The organism is Streptomyces tubercidicus (genome assembly GCF_027497495.1).
Classification (GTDB): domain Bacteria; phylum Actinomycetota; class Actinomycetes; order Streptomycetales; family Streptomycetaceae; genus Streptomyces; species Streptomyces tubercidicus.
The window spans coordinates 2,612,502-2,633,285 of the sequence record NZ_CP114205.1 but is presented as its reverse complement, the minus strand read 5'-3'; the positions used below and the strand labels follow the sequence as shown (position 1 = coordinate 2,633,285).

General features: G+C 70.2%; 17 protein-coding genes and 1 pseudogene. 9 read left to right on the top strand and 9 right to left on the bottom strand.

The window, feature by feature from the left end:
• Positions 1 to 175: 175 nt before the first annotated feature.
• From STRTU_RS11100 to STRTU_RS11080, 5 genes are all read left to right on the top strand, one after another.
• A complete protein-coding gene (locus tag STRTU_RS11100) occupies positions 176 to 3,145 on the top strand; it encodes a nitrate- and nitrite sensing domain-containing protein (protein ID WP_159743392.1) in 2,970 nt (989 codons plus the stop codon).
• Positions 3,142 to 3,639: a roadblock/LC7 domain-containing protein gene (locus STRTU_RS11095; RefSeq protein WP_159743391.1), complete on the top strand. Its 498-nt coding sequence runs from the start codon at positions 3,142 to 3,144 to the stop codon at positions 3,637 to 3,639. Before STRTU_RS11100 ends, STRTU_RS11095 begins: the two co-directional genes overlap by 4 nt.
• Positions 3,640 to 3,686: 47 nt before the next feature.
• On the top strand, positions 3,687 to 4,034 hold the full coding sequence (locus STRTU_RS11090; protein ID WP_246240355.1) for a DUF742 domain-containing protein: 348 nt from the start codon (positions 3,687 to 3,689) through the stop codon (positions 4,032 to 4,034).
• The gene (locus STRTU_RS11085; RefSeq protein WP_371873581.1) at positions 4,015 to 4,689 is read left to right on the top strand and encodes a GTP-binding protein; all 675 of its coding nucleotides are present in this window, start codon (positions 4,015 to 4,017) and stop codon (positions 4,687 to 4,689) included. Before STRTU_RS11090 ends, STRTU_RS11085 begins: the two co-directional genes overlap by 20 nt.
• A gap of 67 nt (positions 4,690 to 4,756) precedes the next feature.
• On the top strand, positions 4,757 to 6,010 hold the full coding sequence (locus STRTU_RS11080) for a styrene monooxygenase/indole monooxygenase family protein (RefSeq protein ID WP_159743389.1): 1,254 nt from the start codon (positions 4,757 to 4,759) through the stop codon (positions 6,008 to 6,010).
• A gap of 98 nt (positions 6,011 to 6,108) precedes the next feature.
• Here STRTU_RS11080 and STRTU_RS11075 read toward each other — a convergent pair whose 3' ends face one another.
• The 3 genes from STRTU_RS11075 to STRTU_RS11065 all read right to left on the bottom strand — a co-directional run bounded on the left by STRTU_RS11075 (position 6,109) and on the right by STRTU_RS11065 (position 8,173).
• Positions 6,109 to 6,375 carry a hypothetical protein gene (locus STRTU_RS11075; RefSeq protein WP_159743388.1) on the bottom strand — a complete coding sequence of 89 codons (267 nt, stop codon included), beginning with the start codon at positions 6,373 to 6,375 and terminating at the stop codon, positions 6,109 to 6,111.
• A 36-nt stretch (positions 6,376 to 6,411) separates the two neighbouring features.
• Positions 6,412 to 7,152: a TetR/AcrR family transcriptional regulator gene (locus STRTU_RS11070; protein WP_159746837.1), complete on the bottom strand. Its 741-nt coding sequence runs from the start codon at positions 7,150 to 7,152 to the stop codon at positions 6,412 to 6,414.
• Positions 7,153 to 7,225: 73 nt separating this feature from the next.
• A complete protein-coding gene (locus STRTU_RS11065) occupies positions 7,226 to 8,173 on the bottom strand; it encodes an AurF N-oxygenase family protein (protein WP_159743387.1) in 948 nt (315 codons plus the stop codon).
• 183 nt (positions 8,174 to 8,356) lie between these two features.
• On the opposite strand from STRTU_RS11065, the gene STRTU_RS11060 reads away from it, so the two are divergent.
• Positions 8,357 to 9,463: a ferritin-like domain-containing protein gene (locus STRTU_RS11060; protein ID WP_159743386.1), complete on the top strand. Its 1,107-nt coding sequence runs from the start codon at positions 8,357 to 8,359 to the stop codon at positions 9,461 to 9,463.
• A 33-nt stretch (positions 9,464 to 9,496) separates the two neighbouring features.
• Here the strand turns inward: STRTU_RS11060 and STRTU_RS11055 are convergent, their stop codons facing one another.
• From STRTU_RS11055 to STRTU_RS11030, 6 genes and pseudogenes are all read right to left on the bottom strand, one after another.
• Complete coding sequence (locus STRTU_RS11055; RefSeq protein WP_159743385.1) at positions 9,497 to 10,387, bottom strand: alpha/beta fold hydrolase; 891 nt, start codon at positions 10,385 to 10,387, stop codon at positions 9,497 to 9,499.
• Positions 10,388 to 10,389: 2 nt separating this feature from the next.
• A complete protein-coding gene (locus STRTU_RS11050; protein WP_174878952.1) occupies positions 10,390 to 11,172 on the bottom strand; it encodes an ABC transporter ATP-binding protein in 783 nt (260 codons plus the stop codon).
• 24 nt (positions 11,173 to 11,196) lie between these two features.
• A pseudogene (locus STRTU_RS11045) lies at positions 11,197 to 11,658 on the bottom strand (HD domain-containing protein); the annotation flags it as partial.
• Positions 11,659 to 11,749: 91 nt separating this feature from the next.
• Complete coding sequence (locus STRTU_RS11040) at positions 11,750 to 13,204, bottom strand: penicillin-binding transpeptidase domain-containing protein (RefSeq protein WP_159743384.1); 1,455 nt, start codon at positions 13,202 to 13,204, stop codon at positions 11,750 to 11,752.
• Entirely contained in the window at positions 13,201 to 14,862 is a 1,662-nt protein-coding gene (locus tag STRTU_RS11035) for an FtsW/RodA/SpoVE family cell cycle protein (RefSeq protein ID WP_371873671.1), read from the bottom strand. Before STRTU_RS11035 ends, STRTU_RS11040 begins: the two co-directional genes overlap by 4 nt.
• Before the next feature lie 122 nt (positions 14,863 to 14,984).
• Positions 14,985 to 15,341, bottom strand: coding sequence for a hypothetical protein (locus tag STRTU_RS11030; RefSeq protein ID WP_159743383.1), 357 nt, complete (start codon positions 15,339 to 15,341; stop codon positions 14,985 to 14,987).
• Positions 15,342 to 16,044: 703 nt separating this feature from the next.
• Here STRTU_RS11030 and STRTU_RS11025 point away from each other — a divergent pair.
• The 3 genes from STRTU_RS11025 (at position 16,045) to STRTU_RS11015 (ending at position 20,708) form a co-directional block, all read left to right on the top strand.
• Positions 16,045 to 17,331 carry a cytochrome P450 gene (locus STRTU_RS11025; RefSeq protein ID WP_159743382.1) on the top strand — a complete coding sequence of 429 codons (1,287 nt, stop codon included), beginning with the start codon at positions 16,045 to 16,047 and terminating at the stop codon, positions 17,329 to 17,331.
• A gap of 145 nt (positions 17,332 to 17,476) precedes the next feature.
• Positions 17,477 to 18,667 carry a hypothetical protein gene (locus STRTU_RS11020; RefSeq protein ID WP_159743381.1) on the top strand — a complete coding sequence of 397 codons (1,191 nt, stop codon included), beginning with the start codon at positions 17,477 to 17,479 and terminating at the stop codon, positions 18,665 to 18,667.
• A 154-nt stretch (positions 18,668 to 18,821) separates the two neighbouring features.
• On the top strand, positions 18,822 to 20,708 hold the full coding sequence (locus STRTU_RS11015; protein WP_159746834.1) for a DNA/RNA helicase domain-containing protein: 1,887 nt from the start codon (positions 18,822 to 18,824) through the stop codon (positions 20,706 to 20,708).
• Positions 20,709 to 20,784: the final 76 nt, after the last annotated feature.

The following is a 20,784-nucleotide window of genomic DNA, read 5'->3' as shown; positions in this document are numbered from 1 at the left end:
GCGAGCAGCGGTGCGGAAGATGCGGCTTCGAGGCGGCGCAGGGAAGCCGGGTTCACCGGCCGGTTCGATCGCGGGACCGGGCACGAGCTCGGCTCCTGGCGAGAACCCCGACACGAAGGGCGGTCCGGAGGCCACGAGCCGTGGCGGGAACCCCACGGGACGGCGTCCCGCGCGGGTGCGCAATCGACTCGTCGGCGCGGTGGCCGTGGTGGCCGTCGCCGTCCTCGGCGCCGGTGCCCCCGGTCTGGCGGCGACGGCCGACGAGGCCAACACTGGTCAGCAGCGGGTCGACCTCGCCGAACTGAACGTCCGCGCCGTCGCGCTCGCGCACTCCCTCGCCGATGAACGCGACGGGATGACCGCGTATGCCGCCACCGGGCGCGGCAGCCGTACCGCCGCGGGGACCGCCCGCACCGCCGCCGACGGACAGGGGGCCTCCCGGGCCCAGCGCGCCCGTGTGGACCGGCAGATCGCCGAGCTGCGCTCCGAGGCCCAGGACGCCTCGGGCGACACCGCCGCATACGGGGCCGCCGCCAAACTGCTGGCCACACTGCCGCAAACCCGTCAGAAGGCGCTGTCGGGGCCCGCATCGGCCGAGCAGATCTATAACGCCTATACCGAGGTCATCCAGGCACTCGGTGCGATCGGCGACGACATCGCCCGCACACTCCCGGCCGGCGCGGACTCCGCCGCCGACACCCGCGCGCTGCCCGTCCTCGGCCGCGCCACCGAACAGGCCGCCGGTACCCGTGCCCTGCTGCTCGCCGGGCTCACCGCGGGCGGCAGCCAGCCCCGGCTGACCACCCTCGCCCAGGTCGCCCACCTGCGCGAACAGGGCGCACTGGGCGACTTCCGGCAGACCGCGGGCCAGGCCGCCCAGGACCGCTACGACCGCACCGTCACCGGCGCGGACATCGCCACCGCCGAGCGCTATCTGACCCGGCTCACCGACCAGCCCCGGCTGGACGCCATCGATCTGCGGCTCAGCCGCACGCGGGTCCAGCAGACCCTCACCACCCGCATCGGGCTGATGCGCGGCGTCGAATCCGCCATGGCCACCGCCGATATCCAGCGGCTCGGCGCGCTGCGCGACGACGAGGTGACGGAGCTGGAGATCCGCATCGGTCTGGAGGCGCTGTGCCTGCTGCTGGCCGTCGGCGCCGGTGTGTGGGCCGCCCGCTCCCTGACCCAGCCGCTCGCGGCGCTGCGGATCGGCGCCAAGCGGCTGGCCGCGGACCCCGCGCACGAGGAGCCCATCAGCTACAAGGGCCGTAACGACGAATTCGCCGCCGCCGTGGCGTCCGTCAACGCGCTGCACGCCCAGGTCGACGAGGTGGCGCGGCGCACCACCGAGCTGGAGAGCGAGCGCAAGCGGCTGATCGGCGGCCGGCAGCGGCTGGTCGCCGAGCGCGAGGTGCTCCAGGAGCAGGGCGAGGCGCTCAAGGAGGAGATCGCCGATCTCACCGAGCGGCTGGCCGCCCTGCACAACGGGGTGCACGGCCGGTTCGTCAACCTCTCGCTGCGCACCCTCGGGCTCGTGGAGCGCCAGCTCGGCGTCATCGAGTCGCTGGAGGAGAGCGAGCAGGACCCGGAGCGGCTGGAAACCCTCTTCAAGCTGGACCACTTCGCCGCGCGGATGCGCCGCAACAGCGAAAACCTCCTCGTCCTCGCGGGCGCGGAACAGCACAGCACCAGCCACCAGGGCCCGGTGCCGCTGCTGGATGTGCTGCGCGCCGCGATCAGCGAGATCGAGCGCTACGACCGGGTGCGGATCCAGTCGCTGCCGCCGCACTCCCAGGTCGCCGGGTTCGCCGCGGACGACCTCAGCCACCTGGTCGCCGAACTCCTGGAGAACGCCACCGCGTTCTCGCCGCCGGACGCCCATGTGGAGCTGACCGGCTGGCTCCTGGAGAGCGGCGAGGTCCTGCTCTCGGTCCAGGACGAGGGCATAGGGATGACCTCGGAGCGGATGGCCGAGCTCAATGAGCGGCTGGCGGACGTCGACGCCGCCTCGTCCTCGGAGACCATCGACGAGGCGCTGGGCCTCGGGCTGTACGTCGTGGTGCGGCTGGCCGCCCGGCACGGCGTCCGGGTCCAGCTGCGGGACGCCAACCAGGGCGGCGTCACGGCCGTCATCGTGCTGCCCGGCTCGATCCTGCCCACCCGCCCGGCCCCGTCGGCCTCCCCCGCCCCCGCGCCCCAGAACGCGGCGCACACCCCGAGCCTGCCCGGCTCGGTCGCCGAGGCGAACTCCAACGCGCTGCCGACGCGCGCGCAGCGGGCGGAACCAGCGGCGCACCATGCGGCAGCCCCGGCCCCGGCCCCGGCCCCGGCCCCCGCCGCGCCCCCGGCCGCGCCCTCCGCCCAGGACGCCCCCCGCACCGCCGGGCAGCCCGCCGGGCCCGGCGCCGCACCGGCCACCGGCCAGGAGCCCACCCCGGCCGCGGACCCGGCGTCCGCCGCCGACCCGTTCGTCGCCGCCGCCGAGCGCGCGATCGACGCCGCCGGGCTCGGCGCCCCGGCCGAACCGGCCCCCGCGCCCGCCACGCAGCAGCCGTCCGGCCCCACCACCTACGCCGGCTCCGAACCGAGCCCCTACGGCCCGCGGTCGCCCGGCCCGTACGCCGCCACGACCAGCGGCACCGGCGAGCACGTGCGCCCCGAGGCGGAGCCGCGCCCGGCCGCGGACCCGGCGCCGACCGCGTCCGAGGCGCCCGCCGACCCGTACGCCATCGGCCCGGACCAGCACACCCGTGCCGGGACGGACGCGGCACCCACGGACGCGGCACCCACGGACGCGGCGGCACCCGCCGAGGCGTCCCCGGCCGGTACACCGGCCGACCCACAGACCGCTGACGCCCCCTCCGAGGGGACGAAGCGGACGACCTCCATGGGGCTGCCCAAGCGCACGCCCAAGGTCGTGGCGCAGCAACAGGCGCCCACCGCCCCGCGCAAGAGCGGAGCGGCCAACGCCGAGGCGCTGCGGCGCCGGCTCGGCGGTTTTCAGGCGGGGGCGCGAGTCGGCCGGCAGGACGCCGAGGCCGAGATCGCGGAACGCACAACGGAGCTGACCATCCCACAGACGGATACCGACGGAGCGGGGGCCCCGGGAGAGAGCCACGTTGTCGAGGAGGCACGCGATTGAACGCGCACGCGCCCACTGCTTACGGGCAGGGCCTGAGCAGCCAGGCACGGAACCTGCACTGGCTGCTGACCAACCTGGTGGACGAGGTGCCGGGCATCCGCTCGGTCGCGGTGGTCTCCTCCGACGGTCTGCTGCTGCTGTCGTCCGACCCCGGGCGGCTGGAGGAAGCGGCGGCACGGCCGGCCGGGGGTAACGGTCCGCGGGGCTCCAGCGCGGACCTGGCCACCATCGTGTCCGGAGTCGGCAGTCTCACCAACGGTGCCGCGAAGCTGATGGACGGCGGGTCGGTCAAGCAGACGATGATCACGATGGACGAGGGCAGCGTCTTCGTCATGTCGATCAGCGACGGTTCGCTGCTCGGCGTGCATGCCGCCCCGGACTGCGACATGAACGTCATCGCCTACCACATGGCGCTGTTCGTCGGCCGGGCCGGCCATGTCCTCACCCCCGAACTCCGCAGCGAATTGCGCAAGTCGATGGAGAGCGTCAAGTGAGTAGTAGCAAACTCCCCGTGCGAGGCGGGGACCGGAAACCCGCGCGCGTGCGGCCGTACTCGCTTACCGGCGGCCGGACCCGATACGGCCATGTCCTGCTCGTCGAGACGTTCGTGGCCGCGCTGGAGGCGCCCGAGGAGCGCCGCGAGCTCACCTCCGGCGGGTGGGGCGACCGGGTCATGCCGGAGATGCGGGCGATCGTCGAGCTGTGCCGCCGGATGCGCTCGGTCGCGGAGATCTCCGCGCTCCTCAAGATGCCGCTGGGTGTGGTCCGGGTACTCCTCAGCGACCTCGCCGACCAGGGAAAGATTCGCGTCTACGGCACCGGGCACGGCTCCGGCCGGCCCGACCGCGCGCTGCTCGAAAGGGTGCTGAGTGGACTTCACAGGCTCTGACACGATATCGGCCGGGCCGACGGCGACCGCCGGTTCCGTGGGCTCGGCCGATCCGGCGGCGACGGCTGCCGACGCGGGGCTGCAGAGCTGGCAGACGGACCGTTCGCGGGCGCCGATCGCCACCAAGATCGTGGTGGCGGGCGGCTTCGGCGTCGGCAAGACCACATTCGTCGGCTCGGTCTCGGAGATCACCCCGCTCCAGACCGAAGCCGTGATGACGCAGGCCAGCGCCGACACGGACGATCTGACCGCCACCCCGGACAAGACCACGACCACGGTCGCGATGGACTTCGGGCGGATCACCCTCGACCAGGAACTGGTGCTGTACCTGTTCGGCACGCCCGGTCAGCAGCGCTTCTGGTTCATGTGGGACGACCTGGTGCGCGGCGCGATCGGTGCGATCGTGATGGCCGACACCCGGCGCCTGGAGGACTGCTTCCCGGCGCTGGACTACTTCGAGAGCTGCGGACTGCCGTATGTCGTCGCGGTCAACCACTTCGAAGGGACCGAGACGTTCGCCGTCGAGCACGTCCGCGACGCGCTGACCGTGCCGCCGCACGTACCCGTGGTGATCATGGACGCGCGGCAGCGGACCACGGTGATCGAGTCGCTGCTCGCACTGGTCCGCCACGCCCTGGAGACCACACCGGAGTAATCCGGCCGTAAGGTCGCGCCCCCCACACTCACCCCCGAACACCAGCAGGAACAGAGAAGAGCCCGCCATGCGGAAAATACTCATCGTCGGAGCCGGGCAGTCCGGTCTCCAGCTCGCCCTGGGGCTCCAGTCGCAGGGCTATGAGGTCACCCTCATGTCCAACCGCACCGCCGACGAGATCCGTGGCGGCCGGGTCATGTCGACGCAGTGCATGTTCCACACCGCGCTCCAGCACGAGCGCGATCTCCAGATCAACTTCTGGGAGAGCCAGGCCCCGCGCATCGAGGGCCTCGGCGTCTCGGTCGCCGCGCCCGGCAGCCACGAGTCGCCGGAGGGCTCCCAGCGAGCCATCGACTGGGTGGGCATGCTCGACGGCTACGCCCAGTCCGTCGACCAGCGGGTGAAGATGGCCGGCTGGATGGAGACCTTCGCACAGCGCGGCGGCCAGCTCGTCATCCATGGCGCGGCCGTCTCCGACCTGGACTTCTTCGCGAGCCGCTACGACCTGACGCTGGTCTCGGCCGGCAAGGGCGAGCTGGTGTCCATGTTCGGCCGGGACGCCTCCCGCTCCCCGTACGACGCCCCGCAGCGCGCGCTGGCCGTCGCCTACGTCCACGGTCTGGGCCCGCGCCCCGAGCACCCCGACTTCGACGCGGTGCGCTGCAACCTGGTGCCCGGCGTCGGCGAGCTGTTCGTCATGCCGACGTACACCAACTCCGGCCGCGCCGACATCCTCTTCTGGGAGGGCATACCCGGCGGCCCGCTGGATGTGTTCCAGGGCGTGAAGGACCCCGCCGAGCACCTCGCCGTGACGCTGGAACTGATGAAGAAGTTCCTGCCCTGGGAGTACGACCGCGCCACCAAGGCCGAACTGACCGACGCCAACGCCACGCTGGCCGGCCGCTACGCCCCCACCGTGCGCCGCCCCGTCGGCCGGCTGCCCTCCGGCGGTCTGGTGCTCGGCGTCGCGGACGTCGTGGTCGCCAACGACCCGATCACCGGCCAGGGCTCCAACTCGGCCTCCAAGTGCGCCGCCTCCTACCTCGCCTCCATCGTGGAGCGCGGCGACCAGCCCTTCGACGAGGACTGGATGCACACCGCCTTCGAGCGGTACTGGGGCACCGCCCAGCACGTCACCAAGTGGACGAACGCGATGCTGGCGCCGCCGCCGGAGCACATCCTCAACCTCATCGGCGCGGCCGGGCAGCTGCAGCCGGTGGCGGACCGTTTCGCCAATGGCTTCAACGATCCGTCCGACTTCGAGAACTTCTTCTACGAGCCGGAGAAGACGAATGCGTACCTGGGGTCGTTGATGAGCTGACGACGCGCTGCGGTGTGCCCCTCCCTGCCTTTGGCGGGGAGGGGCTTTGTCTTGGGGCACGCCCACGGGGCGACCGGTGAGCCTCTGCGGGTGCCGTATCAGCGCGGCTTGCGCCAAGGCCACTTGGGGCCCGCGTCCGGGGCCTTCCCCTCCGGGTCGTACTCGTACTTCCACCCGCTGGGCAGGCCCAGGCGGTTCACCCGGGCCGGGGTGCGCCGGTAGACGTGGACGGTCGGCGGGCTTCCGTCGTCGTGGGGCTCGGGCACCTCGTACGTCTTGGGGGGCTGGCCGGTCATGCCGAGCAGGACGGGCAGGACCCGGCCGTCCAGGGGGCCGCCGACGAAGAGGGTGTTCTCGCTTCTCACGTCCTCAGTGTCACACCGGCCCGGCCCGGTGGCGGCTCACAGCAGATGGGCGGCGCCGCTCACGACGGGCAGGGCCCGGCGGGCCAGGTCCCCGGCCGGGCCGTCCGACGTCTCCAGCTTGAGCGCCGCCCGGGTCACCCGGGCGGTCTGCGGGTCGCCGGCCGCGGTCGCGGTGAGCAGCGCGATGAAGTGGTCGACCAGCCAGTTGCGCAGCTCGTCGAGGGCGGGCTGCTTGTCCTCGTCGAGCCAGATCAGCGAGGCGGCCTCGACGGCGGTGATCCACATCCGGACGGTCATCCGCAGCCGCAGGCCCGGCTCCGGTTCGCCCAGGTGCCGCAGGATCTGGTCGGCCGCGGCCCGCCGTACCTCGTCGACGATCGCGGTCGTACGGGTGGTCTCCACGACGCTGCCGCCCTGGAGCAGCGCGCTGAACCCGGCGTCGTGCTCATCGACGAACGCCAAGTAGCGGTCCAGCGCGCGGGACAGCCGCTGGGTGAGCGGCCCGGTGTCCGGCTCGGCGAAGCAGCGCTCCAGGATGTCGGCGGCGCTGCGCAGCGCGGCCTCGTACAACTGCTGCTTGCCACCGGGGAAGTAGCGGTAGACCAGCGGCCGGGAGACCCCGGCGGCCAGCGCGACATCGTCCAGGGAGACGTCCTCGGGCGCGCGCTGGGCGAACAGGTCCAGTGCCGCGGTGAGCAATTGGCTGCGGCGCTGCTCCACGCTCAGCCTGCGGTAGGCGGGTCGGGGTACTGCTGGGGCGGTGCCGCTGCCGTTCATGAACAGCAGCGTAACCGGCCCGGATGTCGGCTCGTACAGGTGCTCGGGGTGTACCGGGTCCATGGCGCCTGCTTCAGGCCAGCAGACCCGAGCTGCGCCACAACCTGCGGCCCACACCGCGCAGTACGCCGATCTCGTCCAGGAAGTCGGTCAGCCGCCGGGCACCGGACTGCATCACCTCGCGGCGGTGGCCGCTGGCCTTGACCTGGGCGACGGCCTCCCGCCTGTCCAGGCCGACCCGGTCGTAGACCGCCGGATTGACGAAGGCGAGGGAGAACACCCGGGCCGCCTCGCCGGAGCTGATCCGGGTCAACTCCCGCTCCCAGCGCGGCGCGGTGACCATCTGGCGGCGCAGCTCCTCACGGGCATAGCGCACATGCCGGGCCTCCTCGACGACATGGATACGGGTCACGCCGCGCACAATGCTCTGCACCCGCTCGTCCGGGAAGGTCAGCCGCTGCATCCAGTCCAGAATCTCCTCGCCGAGCAGGGTGCAGGCGAACGACCCCGGGGTGGTGGAGACCGTCTTGAGCACGCGGGCGAGGTTGTGGTGCAGCCGGGAGACCGGGTACGCGGGTGCGCCGCCCTTCTGGATCATGCGCGCGAACATCTGGGAGTGCCGGCACTCATCGGCGATCTCGGTGAGCGCGTAGCGGACATGCGCGCTGGTCACCGGCTTGTCGTAGATATGCCGTACGAGCAGCTGCATCAGGATGATCTCGAACCAGATGCCCAGCGAGGCGAGTGCGGCGGCCTCGTGGCGGGCGAGGTCCTGCCGCTGCTCCACCGACATCTTCCGCCACAGCGGGGTGTCGTAGAGCGAGAGCAGCTCCGGCGGCCAGAACCACTTGCCCTCTTCGAGGGGCGCGTCCCAGTCGAGCTCGGTATCCGGGTCGAAGGAGTGCTTGGCGGAGGAGTCGAGCAGTCGCTCGGCGACCTGCTCCCGGTCCTTGAGCACACCGAGGGCGTCCCGCAGCACGTCGGTGTCCGTCTCGGTCATGGCGGTGGGCGCGCTCGTCATGGCTGTGGCTACCTCGCTCCTGGGGCGTCAGGGCCTGTCCTGCCCGCGGTCAACTCTTATGAGACTCCGTGTCAGTAAGCTCGTCAATCCCCTGTGCACGACTTATTGACCCGTCGGTAAGAAACGTGTGAGCCTGCCAACGACCGCCCATGACAAGGCGTTTGGCGAGCCGAGGAGGCGTCCGTGTCGACCCGAGATCTCTACGTACAGGACCCAGGCGACCCCGTGTGGAAGGTGCCCGCCACCGGTGCGGCCCGCTTCAGCTGGGACTACGACGACGGACGCGAACGGCTGCTCGCGCTCTACCAGAAGGGCAAGGACAAGCAGTGGGACGCCAATCTGCGGATCGACTGGGATCTGGAGGTGGATCCCCAGAATCCGCTCGGTACCCCGGATGAGTCGATGTCCCTGTATGGCACGAAGTACTGGGACAAAATGACGGAGAAGGACCGCGGCGAACTGCGTCAGCACTACACCTCCTGGCAGTTCAGCCAGTTTCTGCACGGCGAACAGGGCGCGATGGTGTGCGCCGCGCGGATCGTCGAATCCGTTCCGGACCTCGACGCGAAGTTCTACTCCGCCACCCAGACCATGGACGAGGCCCGGCACGCCGAGATATACAGCCGTTTCCTCCACGAGAAGATCGGGATGCTCTACCCGGTCAACGACAATCTCCAGGCGCTGCTGTCCGACACCCTCAAGGACTCGCGCTGGGACATGCCGTACCTCGGTATGCAGGTGCTCATCGAGGGCCTGGCGCTGGCCGCCTTCGGCATGATCCGCGACACCACCACCAAGCCGCTGCCCAAACAGATCCTCGCCTATGTCATGCAGGACGAGGCGCGCCATGTCGCCTTCGGCCGCATGGCGCTGCGCGACTACTACAAGCAGCTCACCGATGCCGAACTGCGCGAACGCGAGGAATTCGTCATCGAGGGCTGCTATTTGATGCGCGACCGTCTGCGCGGCCTGGAAGTCCTCGAAAACTTCGGCGTTCCGCATGACGAGGCCGCCGAATTCACCGAACGCTCCGAATTCCTGCATCTCTTCCGCAAGCTGCTCTTCAGCCGCATCGTGCCCTGTGTGAAGGACATCGGCCTGTGGGGCGAACGGCTCCAGCGCGCCTATGTGGACATGGGCGTCTTCGAGATGGGCGACTCCAACCTCGATCTGCTGATGGCCCAGGACGAGGAACTCGCCGAGCAGCTGGACGCGGAGCGCTTTGAGGCCGAGGAGAAGGCCCGCACGGCGGAGGTCGCGGCGGCCATCGAGGAGGGCGCGGAGAGCTGACCGCCGGGGCGGCGGCCGCCCCCCCCACGGCCGTCAGCCCGTCCCGCCGGGAAGCCCGGTGTGCAGGAAGCCGAGCACCTCGCGGCCGAGCTCGTCGGCGTCCGCGTACGGCAGGGAGTGGTGCGTGGCCCCCGCCAGCGTCGCGATCCGTACGCCGGCCAGGGTCCGTTCGGCCCGTGCCGCGACCCTCCGCGGATCGTGCGTCCGGCTGTGCCCGGCCAGCAGCACCTGGGTCGGCACGGCCGCTCCGGCCGCCCGGGTGAGGTCCGGCCGCGGCCCCGTGACCACCTTCGCGGAACGGAAGTCGACGGCGCCCAGGCCCATCAGCCGCACCAGCTCGGGCGCCGGCGGCGCACCCCGGGTCTCCCACTCCAGGAACCGCCGGGTGCTCCGCTCCCCGGGCCGTAGGAACAGCGGCAGCGCCCGCAGCAGATACGACGGCCGGAAACCCGCGAAGCACTGGGTCGGATCGAGCAGCACCAATTGGCTCACCCGGTCCCTGGGCGCCTGCACGGCGTAGCTCAGCGCGAGCCAGCCGCCGTACGAGTGCCCGAGCAGCGCCGCCGAGGTCAGCCCCAGCCCGCGGAACACGCCTTCGAGCCAGTCCAGCAGATCCTCCGGCCGTCGCAGCGGGCGCCCGGTGTGCGCGCTGAGCCCCGGCCCGCCCATCTGGTCCACGGCGTGGACCCGGTGCGTACGGGCGAGCACCGGAGCGAGGGCGTACCAGACGGCCGAGGTGGTGCCGCCGCCGTGCAGCAGCACCAGCGGCGGGCCGTCGGCCGGGCCGCAGACGGTGACCCGGGTGCTGCCGAACTCCGACGGCAGATCGAGCCGTTCCACCGGTACCGGCCACAGCGCCATGGCCTGCTCATAGGCCGCGCGAAAGGCTGCGCCGGGGGTGGGCGCAGGGATGTCCGCTGTCATGGTCAGCGCCTGCCCGACCGTGCCAGCCAACGACCCTCGTGCCGGGACACCTCGATCGGACGGCCGAAGCAGGCCGTCATCCGCTCACCGGTCAGCACCTCGTCCACCGGGCCGCGGGCCTGCACCCGGCCGTCGCGCAGCAGCAGGGCGCGGTCGACGGCCGGGGACAGCTCCTCCAGGTGGTGGGTGACCGTGACGGTCGCCAACTCGGGGCGGTTCGCGGCCAGTTGGTGCAGTGTGTCGATCAGGTCCTCACGGGAGGGAAGATCGAGCGCGTTGAAAGGTTCGTCGAGCAGCAGCAGCCGGGGATCGGCCATCAGCGCACGGGCGATCAGGAGCCTGGCCCGCTGGCCGCCCGAACACACCCCGAACGGGCGGTCCGCCAGCTCCTTGCAGTCCAGCTCGGTGAGCAGCTCGTGGGCGCGCTCCCGGGTCTGCGGACCGTACTTGCGCCACAGCGGCTGGACCGTGCCGGTCGCGCCGGTCAGCACGACCGTGTGGCCGGTCGCGTCCTGCGGCACCTTCTGCGCGCCGGAGACCAGCCCGATGACGGCCCGCAGCTCGCGGACGTCCACCGAGCCGAGGCGGTGCCCGAGCACCTCGACGGTGCCGACGGTGGGGAACATCAGCGCGCCGACGAGACGCAGCAGGGTGGTCTTGCCCGCACCGTTCGCCCCGAGCAGCGCCCAGTGCTCACCGGCCCGTACGGTCCAGTCGACGGCATCGAGGATGAGCTGCCCGGTGGCGTGGCGCCGGACGCCGACGCCCTCCAGGGCGGCGATCACACGGCCGGCTCCGGGGGCGGGCCGCGGTGCGGACAGCCCCAACAGCGCCCGCACCCGGGCGTACTTCACCGTCAGCCGCTCCCGCGTCGGCGCGTCCAGTACGGCCAGCCGGTCCGGATCGGCGTTGTGCGCGAGATCGGCCTCCTTGACCAGCAGCGCCCCCGGCGTGGCCAGAATGCGGGCGGTGTACTCCTCGACCGGTTCACCCGCCCGTTTGGTGACCGCCAGGATCATCGCCTTGACCGGCTCGCCGAGCGCCGCCCCGGCCAGCCACTCCTCGCTCAGCGCCCCGTCCTCGACCGCATCGTGCAGCCAGGCCGCGGCGATCTGCTCGTCGCTGCCGCCCCGTTCGCGTACGCCCGAGGCGACCGCGGCCAGATGCTCGGCATACGGGCGGCCCGCCTTGTCCGTCTGCCCCGAGTGCACGCGCCGGGCCAGTGCCTCCACTTCGGCCAGCGACAGCAGCGGGGTCGGTGCGGGCTCCATGGGCGGGATCGCGTCAGCCATCGCACCATTGTGACGCGGCTGCCCCTGGTGACGCACGGCCCGGTGACGCACGCCTCAGCGCACCGCCCCCTCAGCGCACCGCCTCCGCCATCACCGCCCGCGCGATCGGCGCCGCGCTCCCCCCGCCGCTGATGTCCGCGCGGTCGGCGGCCGCGTCCTCGACCACCACCGCCACCGCCACCGCCGGCTCATAGCCGTTCTTCTCTCTCGCCCAGGAGATGAACCAGGCATACGGCGTCCCCTCGTTGCGCACCCCGTGCTGCGCGGTCCCGGTCTTGCCGCCGACCGTGACGCCCTTGATGGCGGCTCGTTTCCCGCTGCCGTGCGCGACGACGTCGATCATCATCTCCTGGATCCGCTGCGCGGTGACCAGGCCGATCACCTGCTGCGTGGGCCGAGGCTGACCGGCCGAGAGGATGACGCCCCTGGCATCGGTCACCTTGTCGACGAGAGACGGCGGCGCCAGCCGGCCCCCGTTGGCGACCGTCGCCGAGACCATCGCCATCTGGAGCGGCGTGGCGGCGGTGTCGTACTGCCCGATGGCGGACAGCGCGACCTGCGAGGTATCCATCCGGCTATCGAAGTTGCTCGGCGCCACCGGTGAGGGAATGCGCAGCCCGGTGTTGTTGAAGCCGAACCGCCGGGCCATCCCGGCCATCTTCCGCAGCCCGATCCCGGCACCCAGCCGCGCGAAGACGGTGTTGCAGGAGGCCCGGAAGGCGTCCTTGAGCGGGGCGTCCTCGCAGCCCTCGGCGGCATTGCCGAGCAGGGTGGCGGTACCGGGCAGCGGGTAGGGGTCGGGCGAGTCCGTACGCGCCTCGATATCGGTGACCGCGCCGCTCTCCAGCGCGGCCGCCGCGGTGACGACCTTGAAGGTGGAGCCGGGCGGATAGGTCTCCTGCAAGGCCCGGTTGAGCATCGGCCGCGGCCCGGCGCCGTTCAGCCGGTGCCAGGACGCGCTGACCCCGGCGTCGTTGCCGGACAGCTCACCCGGGTCGTACGACGGCGTGCTCACCAGCGCCAGGACCCGCCCCGTACGCGGCTCGATCGCGGCCACCGCGCCCTTCTTGCCCCCCAGCCCCTCGAACGCGGCGCGCTGCATCCGGGGGTTGATGGTGGTGTGGACACTGCCGCCCGCCCGGTGGGTACGGGTCAGCTGGTCCCACCAGGGGAAGGTGGCGAGCCGGTCGTCGAAACCGGAGAGGACGCCGTCCTCGGCGCTCTCCAGCAGCGAGGTCCCGTAGATCTGCGAGGAGTAGCCGGTGACCGGCGCGTACAGCGGCCCCTCGGTATAGGTGCGCTCGTAGCGCAGCCGCCCGCCGCTGTCCCGGGAGCCGGTGACCGGACGACCCGCGACGAGCACGGCGCCGCGCGGCTGCTCGTAACGGGCGATCGACTGCCGGCGGTTGGCCGGGTTCGTGCCATAGCGCTCCGTCTCGAAGACCTGCACCCGCGCCGCGTTGACCAGCAGCGCGACGAGCAGCAGAAAGGAGAACGCGGCGGTGTGCCGGATACAGCGGATCAACGGCCGGCCTCCGGGGACGGGGCGTCATCGGAGGCGGGGGGCGGGGCCTCGCCTTGCGACCGGTCCCGGCCCTGCCCCTGGGACCGCGTCGGCTTCAGAAACCCCACCACCCAGCTCCCCGCCGCGAACCTCGCGTCACTTCCCGCCTCCTGCGCCACATGAGTCCCGGCCGAGCTCCCCGGGGGCCCGCCCGACGAGAGGCCCGCCCCTGCCCCGCTGCGACTTCCTGAACCGTGCCCCAGACCGTTCCCGGAAGCATTTCCCGCAGGGCTCCCCGTGGCGCGCCCGCTACCGCTCCCCGGAGCGCTCCCCGCCACCCGTCCTGGCGTCCGCGCCCGATCGCTGATCCGCAGCAGCAGCGCGATGATGATCCAGTTCGTGACGACGGACGACCCGCCCTGCGCCAGAAACGGCATCGCCATCCCCGTCAGCGGAATCAGCCCCGTCACCCCGCCCGCGATGACGAAGACCTGAAGGGCGGGCAGCGCCGCCAGCCCCACGGCCAGCAGGCTGCCGAACGGATCCCGCAGTCCGAGCGCGGCCCGGTAGCCGCGCGCCACCAGCAGCGCGTACAGCAGAAACAGCGCGGTCAGCCCGGCCAGTCCGAGTTCCTCGCCGAAGGTCGCCAGGATGAAGTCGGACTTCATGGCGAAGCCGATCAGATACGAGTGGCCCTGGCCGAGGCCGGTGCCGAGCATCCCGCCGGCCGCGAACGCGAACAGCGACTGGGCGAGCTGACCGGGCCCCTTGCCCGCCGCGATACCGGCGAACGGATGCTGCCAGTCCTCGACCCGGCTGTGCACATGCGGCTCCAGCGTGCCGACGGCGGCCGCCCCGACGCCGGCCAGGATCAGCCCGACCGCGATCCATCCCGTCCGCCCGGTGGCCACGTACAACAGCACGACAAAGATCCCGAAAAACAGCAGCGAGGTCCCCAGATCACGCTCCAGAACCAGCACCGCGACGCTGATCAGCCAGATCGCGACGATCGGTCCGAGCACCCGCCCGGTGGGGAGCCGCAGCCGCCCCATCCGGCGACCCGTGTGGGCCAGCGCGCTGCGGTTGGCGGCAAGGTAGGCCGCGAAGAAGACGGTGATCAAAACCTTGGCGAACTCGCCCGGCTGAATGGAAAATCCGGCGATACGGATCCAGATCTTCGCCCCGTTGATGGCGGGGAACAGAATCGGCGCGGCCATGAGCAACAGCGCGAGCGCCGCGCAGAGATAGGCGTAGCGCTGGAGCATGCGGTGGTCGCGCAACAGCACCACCACCGTGATGAAGAGCCCGACGCCGACCGTCGACCACATCAGCTGGGTGGGCGCGGCATGGTCGGCCGGGGTGTCCAGATCGAGCCGGAAGATCAGCACCAGCCCGATCCCGTTGAGCAGTACGGCGGTGGGCAGCAGCAGCGGATCGGCATACGGGGCGCGGAAGCGGACGGCGAGATGCGCGAGCAGCGCGAGCCCGGCGAGCCCGGCGCCGTACCGGACCGCGCCGCCCGGCAGCGCATGCCCCCGGGCCAGCCCCACGACGAGATATCCGCAGACGCTGATCAGGACCGCGCCCACGAGGAGGGCCAGTTCGATGCCCCGCCGCTTGGGCAGCAGCGGCAACGGGGGAGGACTGTCCGCCGGGCGCGCGGCCGCCGCCCTCGCCATTGCCGTCATGCCTGGCAACGTAGCAAGCGGCGGCCGTTATTTCCGTTATGTCGGGTGCGACGTTCGGGGCGTACCGCCCCCGCTGCCCCGGCGGAGCGCCCCGCAGCGCACGCCGGTGCGCCTCAGCACCACCGCGGCTCCGCCCCGTCGTTCACGATGTGCCGCGTCGAGGACCAGACGTACGAGGCATCGCTGAGCTTGTACCAGACCGGGTTGCCCTCGACGCGCTGCCCGTTGATCTGGCAGGCGATCCCGACCACGGACCCGTACTCCTTCAGACCGATCGCGCGAAAGGCGGTGCTCGGCCCGGTACGCAGGATCAGGCCCTCCTTGGCGACGACTCGGCCCTCGTACTCGGCGAGGTCGTCCCCCTCGTGGGCCGCCTGGACCGGGCCGGCTGCGAGGACCCCTGCGAGCGCACCGGTGAGAAAGCAAAGGGCGAACGTGCCGAACCTGCCGGACTTCGACTTCGGAAACATGCGCTTCCTCCTGCGAAGGGAGAGTCCCAGGGGAGTCCCTGTGGAGTGAATCGAGCGGAGTTACCGGGCGCCACTGGATGGACGGGCCGGGGCCGAAGCCCCGCCGGTGCGGTGCCTGTCGCACCCTTCCCCGGCTGCGAGTGCGGCTTCCCGCTACCGCGCGCCGCCTCTCGCGCCGCGCCCTGCCGCCTCCCTCGCTCTCCTCTCACGCTAAGGAGGGCGCGGACAGTCCGCAACTCATCACTCTCCGTTACGAACGGGCTCAACGGTCCGCATGGAGTCCGCCGTTCGCCATCGACGCCGCCGGCGAGCACCGCCCCGCGGAGATCGCAGACCCAAGGGGGCTCCGGGGTGAGCCCGGGAAGCGGCGGGGGTGAATCAGGGGCAACTCAGGGACGACTCAGGGGCGAACCAGGGTTCCCCCAGGGCCATCCCGGGTTGTTCCGCGAACGCCGTCAATGGCACTTTGTAAACTCGTCCAGACCGAATGGAAGAAGAAGGCCGAAGCCGAGCTCGTCACGCCGACGCGGACGACCGAAGACTCCGGTCGATGGCATGGACCTTTGCCATGACCACCGCAAGCGAGGGGCTATGGCGTACGTCACACCCGTGCACGCCGAGTGGGGGTTCCGTGCGCTCCCGGCCGTCGTGGGCCGCGGAGCGCGGGTGACCGTCTCCCTCGACGAAAGGCAGTATTAGCGTCATGACGACTCTCCGTTCCCGGATCATCGCCTGGGCCGGCCGTATGTATCTGGCGAGAACACAGAAGAAAGGCTTCGACCTGTCTCGAATGTCTTTCTTGCCCGAGTCCGTCCTGATGCCATTGCGGCGCGACGGCCTCAACCCTGTGGGCGATTTGGCGGCCGTCCGGGAGCGGGAGCCCGTCAGCAAGCTCCCCGTGCCGATAGCCGCCAACGTCTGGCTGGTCACCGGCTACGACGAGGTCAAGGCGGTGCTGGGAAAGGCCAATGCCTTCAGCTCGGACTTCACCAACCTCGTCGGCAAGGCCGGCGCCGGCGCCGAACAGAACCCCGGCGGACTCGGATTCGCCGACCCGCCCGTTCACACCCGTCTCCGCCGGCTCCTGACCCCCGAATTCACCATGCGGCGGCTCGGGCGGCTCACCCCCCGCATCCATGAGATCGTCGAGGAACGCCTCGACGCAATGGAAAAGGCGGGAAAGAACGGCGACCCAGTCGATATCGTCCACTCTTTCGCCCTCCCCATCCCCTCCCTCGTTATTTGCGAGCTCCTCGGCGTCCCCTACGAAGACCGCGCCGACTTCGAACGCCTCAGCGCCGCCCGTTTCGACCTTTTCAGCGGAGCGAACGCCTCTTTCGGCGCCATATCTGAATCCCTTTCCTATTTCCGGGACATCGTCAAGAAACAGCGCGAGAACCCGGGCGACGGCCTGCTCGGCATGATCGTCAAGGAACACGGCGACTCGGTCACCGACGAAGAGCTGGCCGGCCTCGCCGACGGCGTCCTCACCGGCGGCTTCGAGACCACCGCCAGCATGCTCGCGCTCGGCGCCCTGGTCCTCCTCCAGGACCCGAAGCACTTCGCGGCCCTCCATGACGGCGATGACGTCGTCGACCGCTATGTCGAGGAACTCCTCCGTTACTTGACCGTCGTACAGGTGGCCTTCCCGCGCTTCGCCCGCGAGGACCTGGAAATCGGCGGCGTTCAGATCGCCTCCGGAGATGTGGTGCTGTGCTCACTGAGCGGTGCGGACCGGGACGGCAAACTGGGCCCGGAAATGGAACAGTTCGACCCCACCCGCAACGTCCCCTCCCATCTCGCCTTCGGCTACGGAATTCACCGCTGCGTAGGCGCGGAACTGGCCCGTATGGAACTCCGCGCCGCCTACCCCGCCCTGGTACGCCGCTTCCCCCACATGCGCCTCGCCGCCAAACCCGAGGACCTCGAATTCCGCAAACTCTCCATCGTCTACGGAATCGAATCCCTCCCCGTCCACCTCAACCCCTGACCCCACACCGGCCCCACCAACCGGGCACCGGGCTTAGATGCCTGGTGCCCGGTCGGCTTTTTCGGTTCACTGTCCGTGATGGTGTGGTGGCCGGGGCCCGGTCCTCAGCGACACCGATACGCACACTTGTCCGTGGTGAGGGGGAATGGTGTTCCTGATGCGGTTGTCGGCTGACGAGTTGCATGCCTTGCATCTGCGACACGAACTCGTCGCCACGCTCGAATCCGCCGAGGAGCGGCTGGACGAAGGCGGACAGTCGAGCGCAGGGGAGAAGAGGGCTTGGAAGTACAGCCTCCCCGCGGTGGCCAGGGACCTCCTGGACGCCGGCCTGGGTGGGGTGGACATGCTGATCGAGTACCGCCTGCCGGGAGTGCAGGGGCCTGCTGACGTGCTCCTCGCCGGTGTGCACCCAAGGACCCGTGAGCCCTCCTACGTCGTCGCCGAGCTGAAACAGTGGAAGCGGGTTCAGGCGGCACCGAACAGCGACGGCCGCTTCAGCGTGGAGAATTTGCCGGGAAAGCCCAAAAAGCACCCGGCGGAGCAAACTGCCGCTTTTTGCCGGAAGTTGCTCGAGTCGCATGCAGAGCTCGTGGGACACGAGGAGCGCCTGGCCGGCCTGACGTACTTGCACAACGCTGCCGAAAGCGATGTAGCGGACCTGCTGGTATATCCGCGCACGCGCTTGTCGCACATCTTCACCCGCGACTCACGTGGCGCGTTGATGAGGTTCCTGCGCGAGCGGCTGGCTGCGGCCCCGGAGAGCGCAACGGCGGAGCATCTGGAGAAACCGGAGCGTCTGGAGAAAGGTGAGCTGTCGGTCCGGCTCGATGGAATCGACGCGGCCGGGCAGCTGAGCTGGCACGACGGATTCCGGCTCGTATCGGATCCGGCAGCCGCCCAACGGTATGTGCTGGACGTGGTGCGGGCGGCGTACGCGGCGGAACACAAACGCGTTCTGCTGCTTGCGGGAGTCAGCGCGGCGCAGGGTCGCCACCTGGCGACCGCCTCGGCCGATCTGCTCGGCCGCGCCGGTTATACAAGCCGGATGTGGTCCGGAGGTCGCGTCCCGCAATCTCCGTTGTGTGACGTGTTGTTCTGTGACGAGGCGTCGCTGGCGGGGGCTGTGGGGCACCCCCTTCCTCTCGAGGGAAAGGAGGGCACCAGCGCGGTGGTCGCCGAGTTGATCAGGGCCGCGCGGGTCCCTGTCATCATCATGCTCCCGGAAGGCGATGCCTCTGGCGGAAACACAGTCGGCACGGATGGCCTGGTCCGGAACACCGCACGGGCACTTCAGGTGCGGTTGGAGAGAATCCAGCTCGACGAGGCATTTGGCTGACCCGCGGCCCCGACGGGAGGGCGGCCATTAGTTCGCATGGGTCACCACGGCCTGGTTAGAGTTGCCCTCGATGTGATGCGGCCCGACGGACTTCCGCCCCAGGAAATGCCCCTACCCGCACGAGAAGAATCGTGTGTTGTAGGGGACCTTCGTGATATTGCTGCGCACGTCTGCCCGTTCGATCGTCGACGACGGGATGCCCGATCGGCGCCAATATGTGGACAATCTCAAGAACGAGTATTTCTTCACTTACAGGCAGCGGCCGTCCTCGGGTGAGGTGGCGTCCTGGCACGAGAGCCTGCATGCTCTGGCATGCCTTCTCCACAGCGCGGGGCTTGCGCACTTGGAGATGCTGGTCGAGTACCAGTTGCCGTTGTGCAGCCTGCGGGCGGACGTGGTTCTGGCAGGAGTCCATCCCCGCACCGGAGAGCCTGCCTACGTGGTCGTTGAGCTCAAGCAGTGGAGCTCCGGGCAGGTCATTCGAGATTCGGTCGACCTCTGTGACGTGCCCGGAGTGCGTCCACGCCGTGCGCTGTTGCACCCGGTGGCTCAAGTGGACCGCTACTGTGAGTATCTGAGGGACTTCACGCACGCACTCGACGGGTATCCGGAGCGCGTCAGCGGCGCGGCCTTCCTGCATAACGCCGAATCTGCTGCTGTGGAGAGTCTGCTCTCGGTGTCTATAGCGGACGGTCGCCTCTTCACCAGGACAAACCAGGATGAATTCGTCCGGTTCCTGCGTGAAAGGATCAAGGAGGACCCTGCAGGCGCGTCCGGTGACACGCTGCTTCAGAGCCGACGCGCTCCCGGCCGGAAGTTGATGGAAGTCGCTGCGGACGAAATTCTCCACCGCCGCAATTTCAAGCTCATCAGTGAGCAGCAGACAGCCTTTTCGCTGGTGATGAGGACCCTGGACCGGGTTCGGCACGAGGCCGGCGGGCCCAAGGAGATCGTCCTGATAACCGGCGGCCCCGGGTCGGGAAAGAGCGTGATCGCGCTGTCCCTCATGGGTGAGCTGTCACGGAACGGCTACCGAGTTGTCCATGCGACGGGGTCCAAGTCGTTCACGACGACGCTCTGGAAGGAGGTCGCTCGTGGACGGGCCGGTAGCGGCAAGCTCTTCGCGTATTTCAACGACTTCATCCGGGCTCGGCCCAACGATCTCGAGGTCCTCATCCTCGACGAGGCTCATCGCATGCGAGAGAACTCGAACGGCGCGCCGGCGGGCAGTAAATGGGCCGGCAAACAGCAGGTAGTGGAACTGATCGACGCGGCACAGGTCCCCGTCTTCCTTCTCGACCAGCATCAGGTGGTGCGTCCGGGCGAGATGGGGACCGTCGAGGTCATCGAGAAGGCCGCTGCCGACCGCGGTGCGGTGGTGCGTCATGTCGACTTGGACGTGCAGTTCCGTTGCGGTGGCAGTCGTACATATGAGACGTGGGTGCTGCGTTTGCTCGGCCTTGAGCCCGGCGGCCCACTGCGCTGGACCAGGGACCCCAACTTCCATGTGCAGGTTGCGGAAAGCCCCGAGCAACTCGAGGCGCTCTTGAGGGACAAGCGGGACCAGGGACAGACGGCCCGGATCACCGCGGGATTCTGCTGGCCGTGGAGCAACCCCAACAGCGATGGCACGCTCGTGGAGGATGTCTGCATCGGCTCGTGGCGCGGTCATTGGAACATCAAGGATCCCAACGGGGTCGCCGGCCTTCCGCCCTCGGACCTCTGGGCAACGGACCCGGCGGGGTTCGGCCAGATCGGCTGCATATACACGGCTCAGGGGTTCGAGTACGACTGGAACGGCGTGATCATGGGGCCTGATCTCGTATGGCGCGGACAGAAGTGGCAGGCCCTCAAGTCGGCCAGTCGCGATCGCGCGATGGAGGGTGCCTCCGGCGAAGACTTCGGCAGACTGATCCGCAACACCTACAAGGTCCTGCTGACGCGCGGCATGGCGGGGACGGTGATCTACTCGACGGACCCCGAGACCCGCGACAAACTGCTGGAGGTCGTGCACGGGGGTTCGGACGACGAGCTCTCATAGCACCGGTGGGCCGGCGGGCCTATGTGGGCTCTGGTTCCCCACGACGGCAGCGCCATCGGCCCCTACCGCGCAAAGG

Excerpts from the sequence above, each read along its gene's own strand:
- STRTU_RS11020 (WP_159743381.1), top strand. The coding sequence starts at position 17,477 with ATGGTGTTCCTGATGCGGTTGTCGGCTGACGAGTTGCATGCCTTGCAT.
- STRTU_RS11030 (WP_159743383.1), bottom strand. The coding sequence starts at position 15,341 with ATGTTTCCGAAGTCGAAGTCCGGCAGGTTCGGCACGTTCGCCCTTTGC.
- STRTU_RS11080 (WP_159743389.1), top strand. The coding sequence starts at position 4,757 with ATGCGGAAAATACTCATCGTCGGAGCCGGGCAGTCCGGTCTCCAGCTC.
- STRTU_RS11065 (WP_159743387.1), bottom strand. The coding sequence starts at position 8,173 with ATGACGAGCGCGCCCACCGCCATGACCGAGACGGACACCGACGTGCTG.
- STRTU_RS11035 (WP_371873671.1), bottom strand. The coding sequence starts at position 14,862 with ATGGCGAGGGCGGCGGCCGCGCGCCCGGCGGACAGTCCTCCCCCGTTG.
- STRTU_RS11055 (WP_159743385.1), bottom strand. The coding sequence starts at position 10,387 with ATGACAGCGGACATCCCTGCGCCCACCCCCGGCGCAGCCTTTCGCGCG.
- STRTU_RS11025 (WP_159743382.1), top strand. The coding sequence starts at position 16,045 with ATGACGACTCTCCGTTCCCGGATCATCGCCTGGGCCGGCCGTATGTAT.
- STRTU_RS11070 (WP_159746837.1), bottom strand. The coding sequence starts at position 7,152 with ATGAACGGCAGCGGCACCGCCCCAGCAGTACCCCGACCCGCCTACCGC.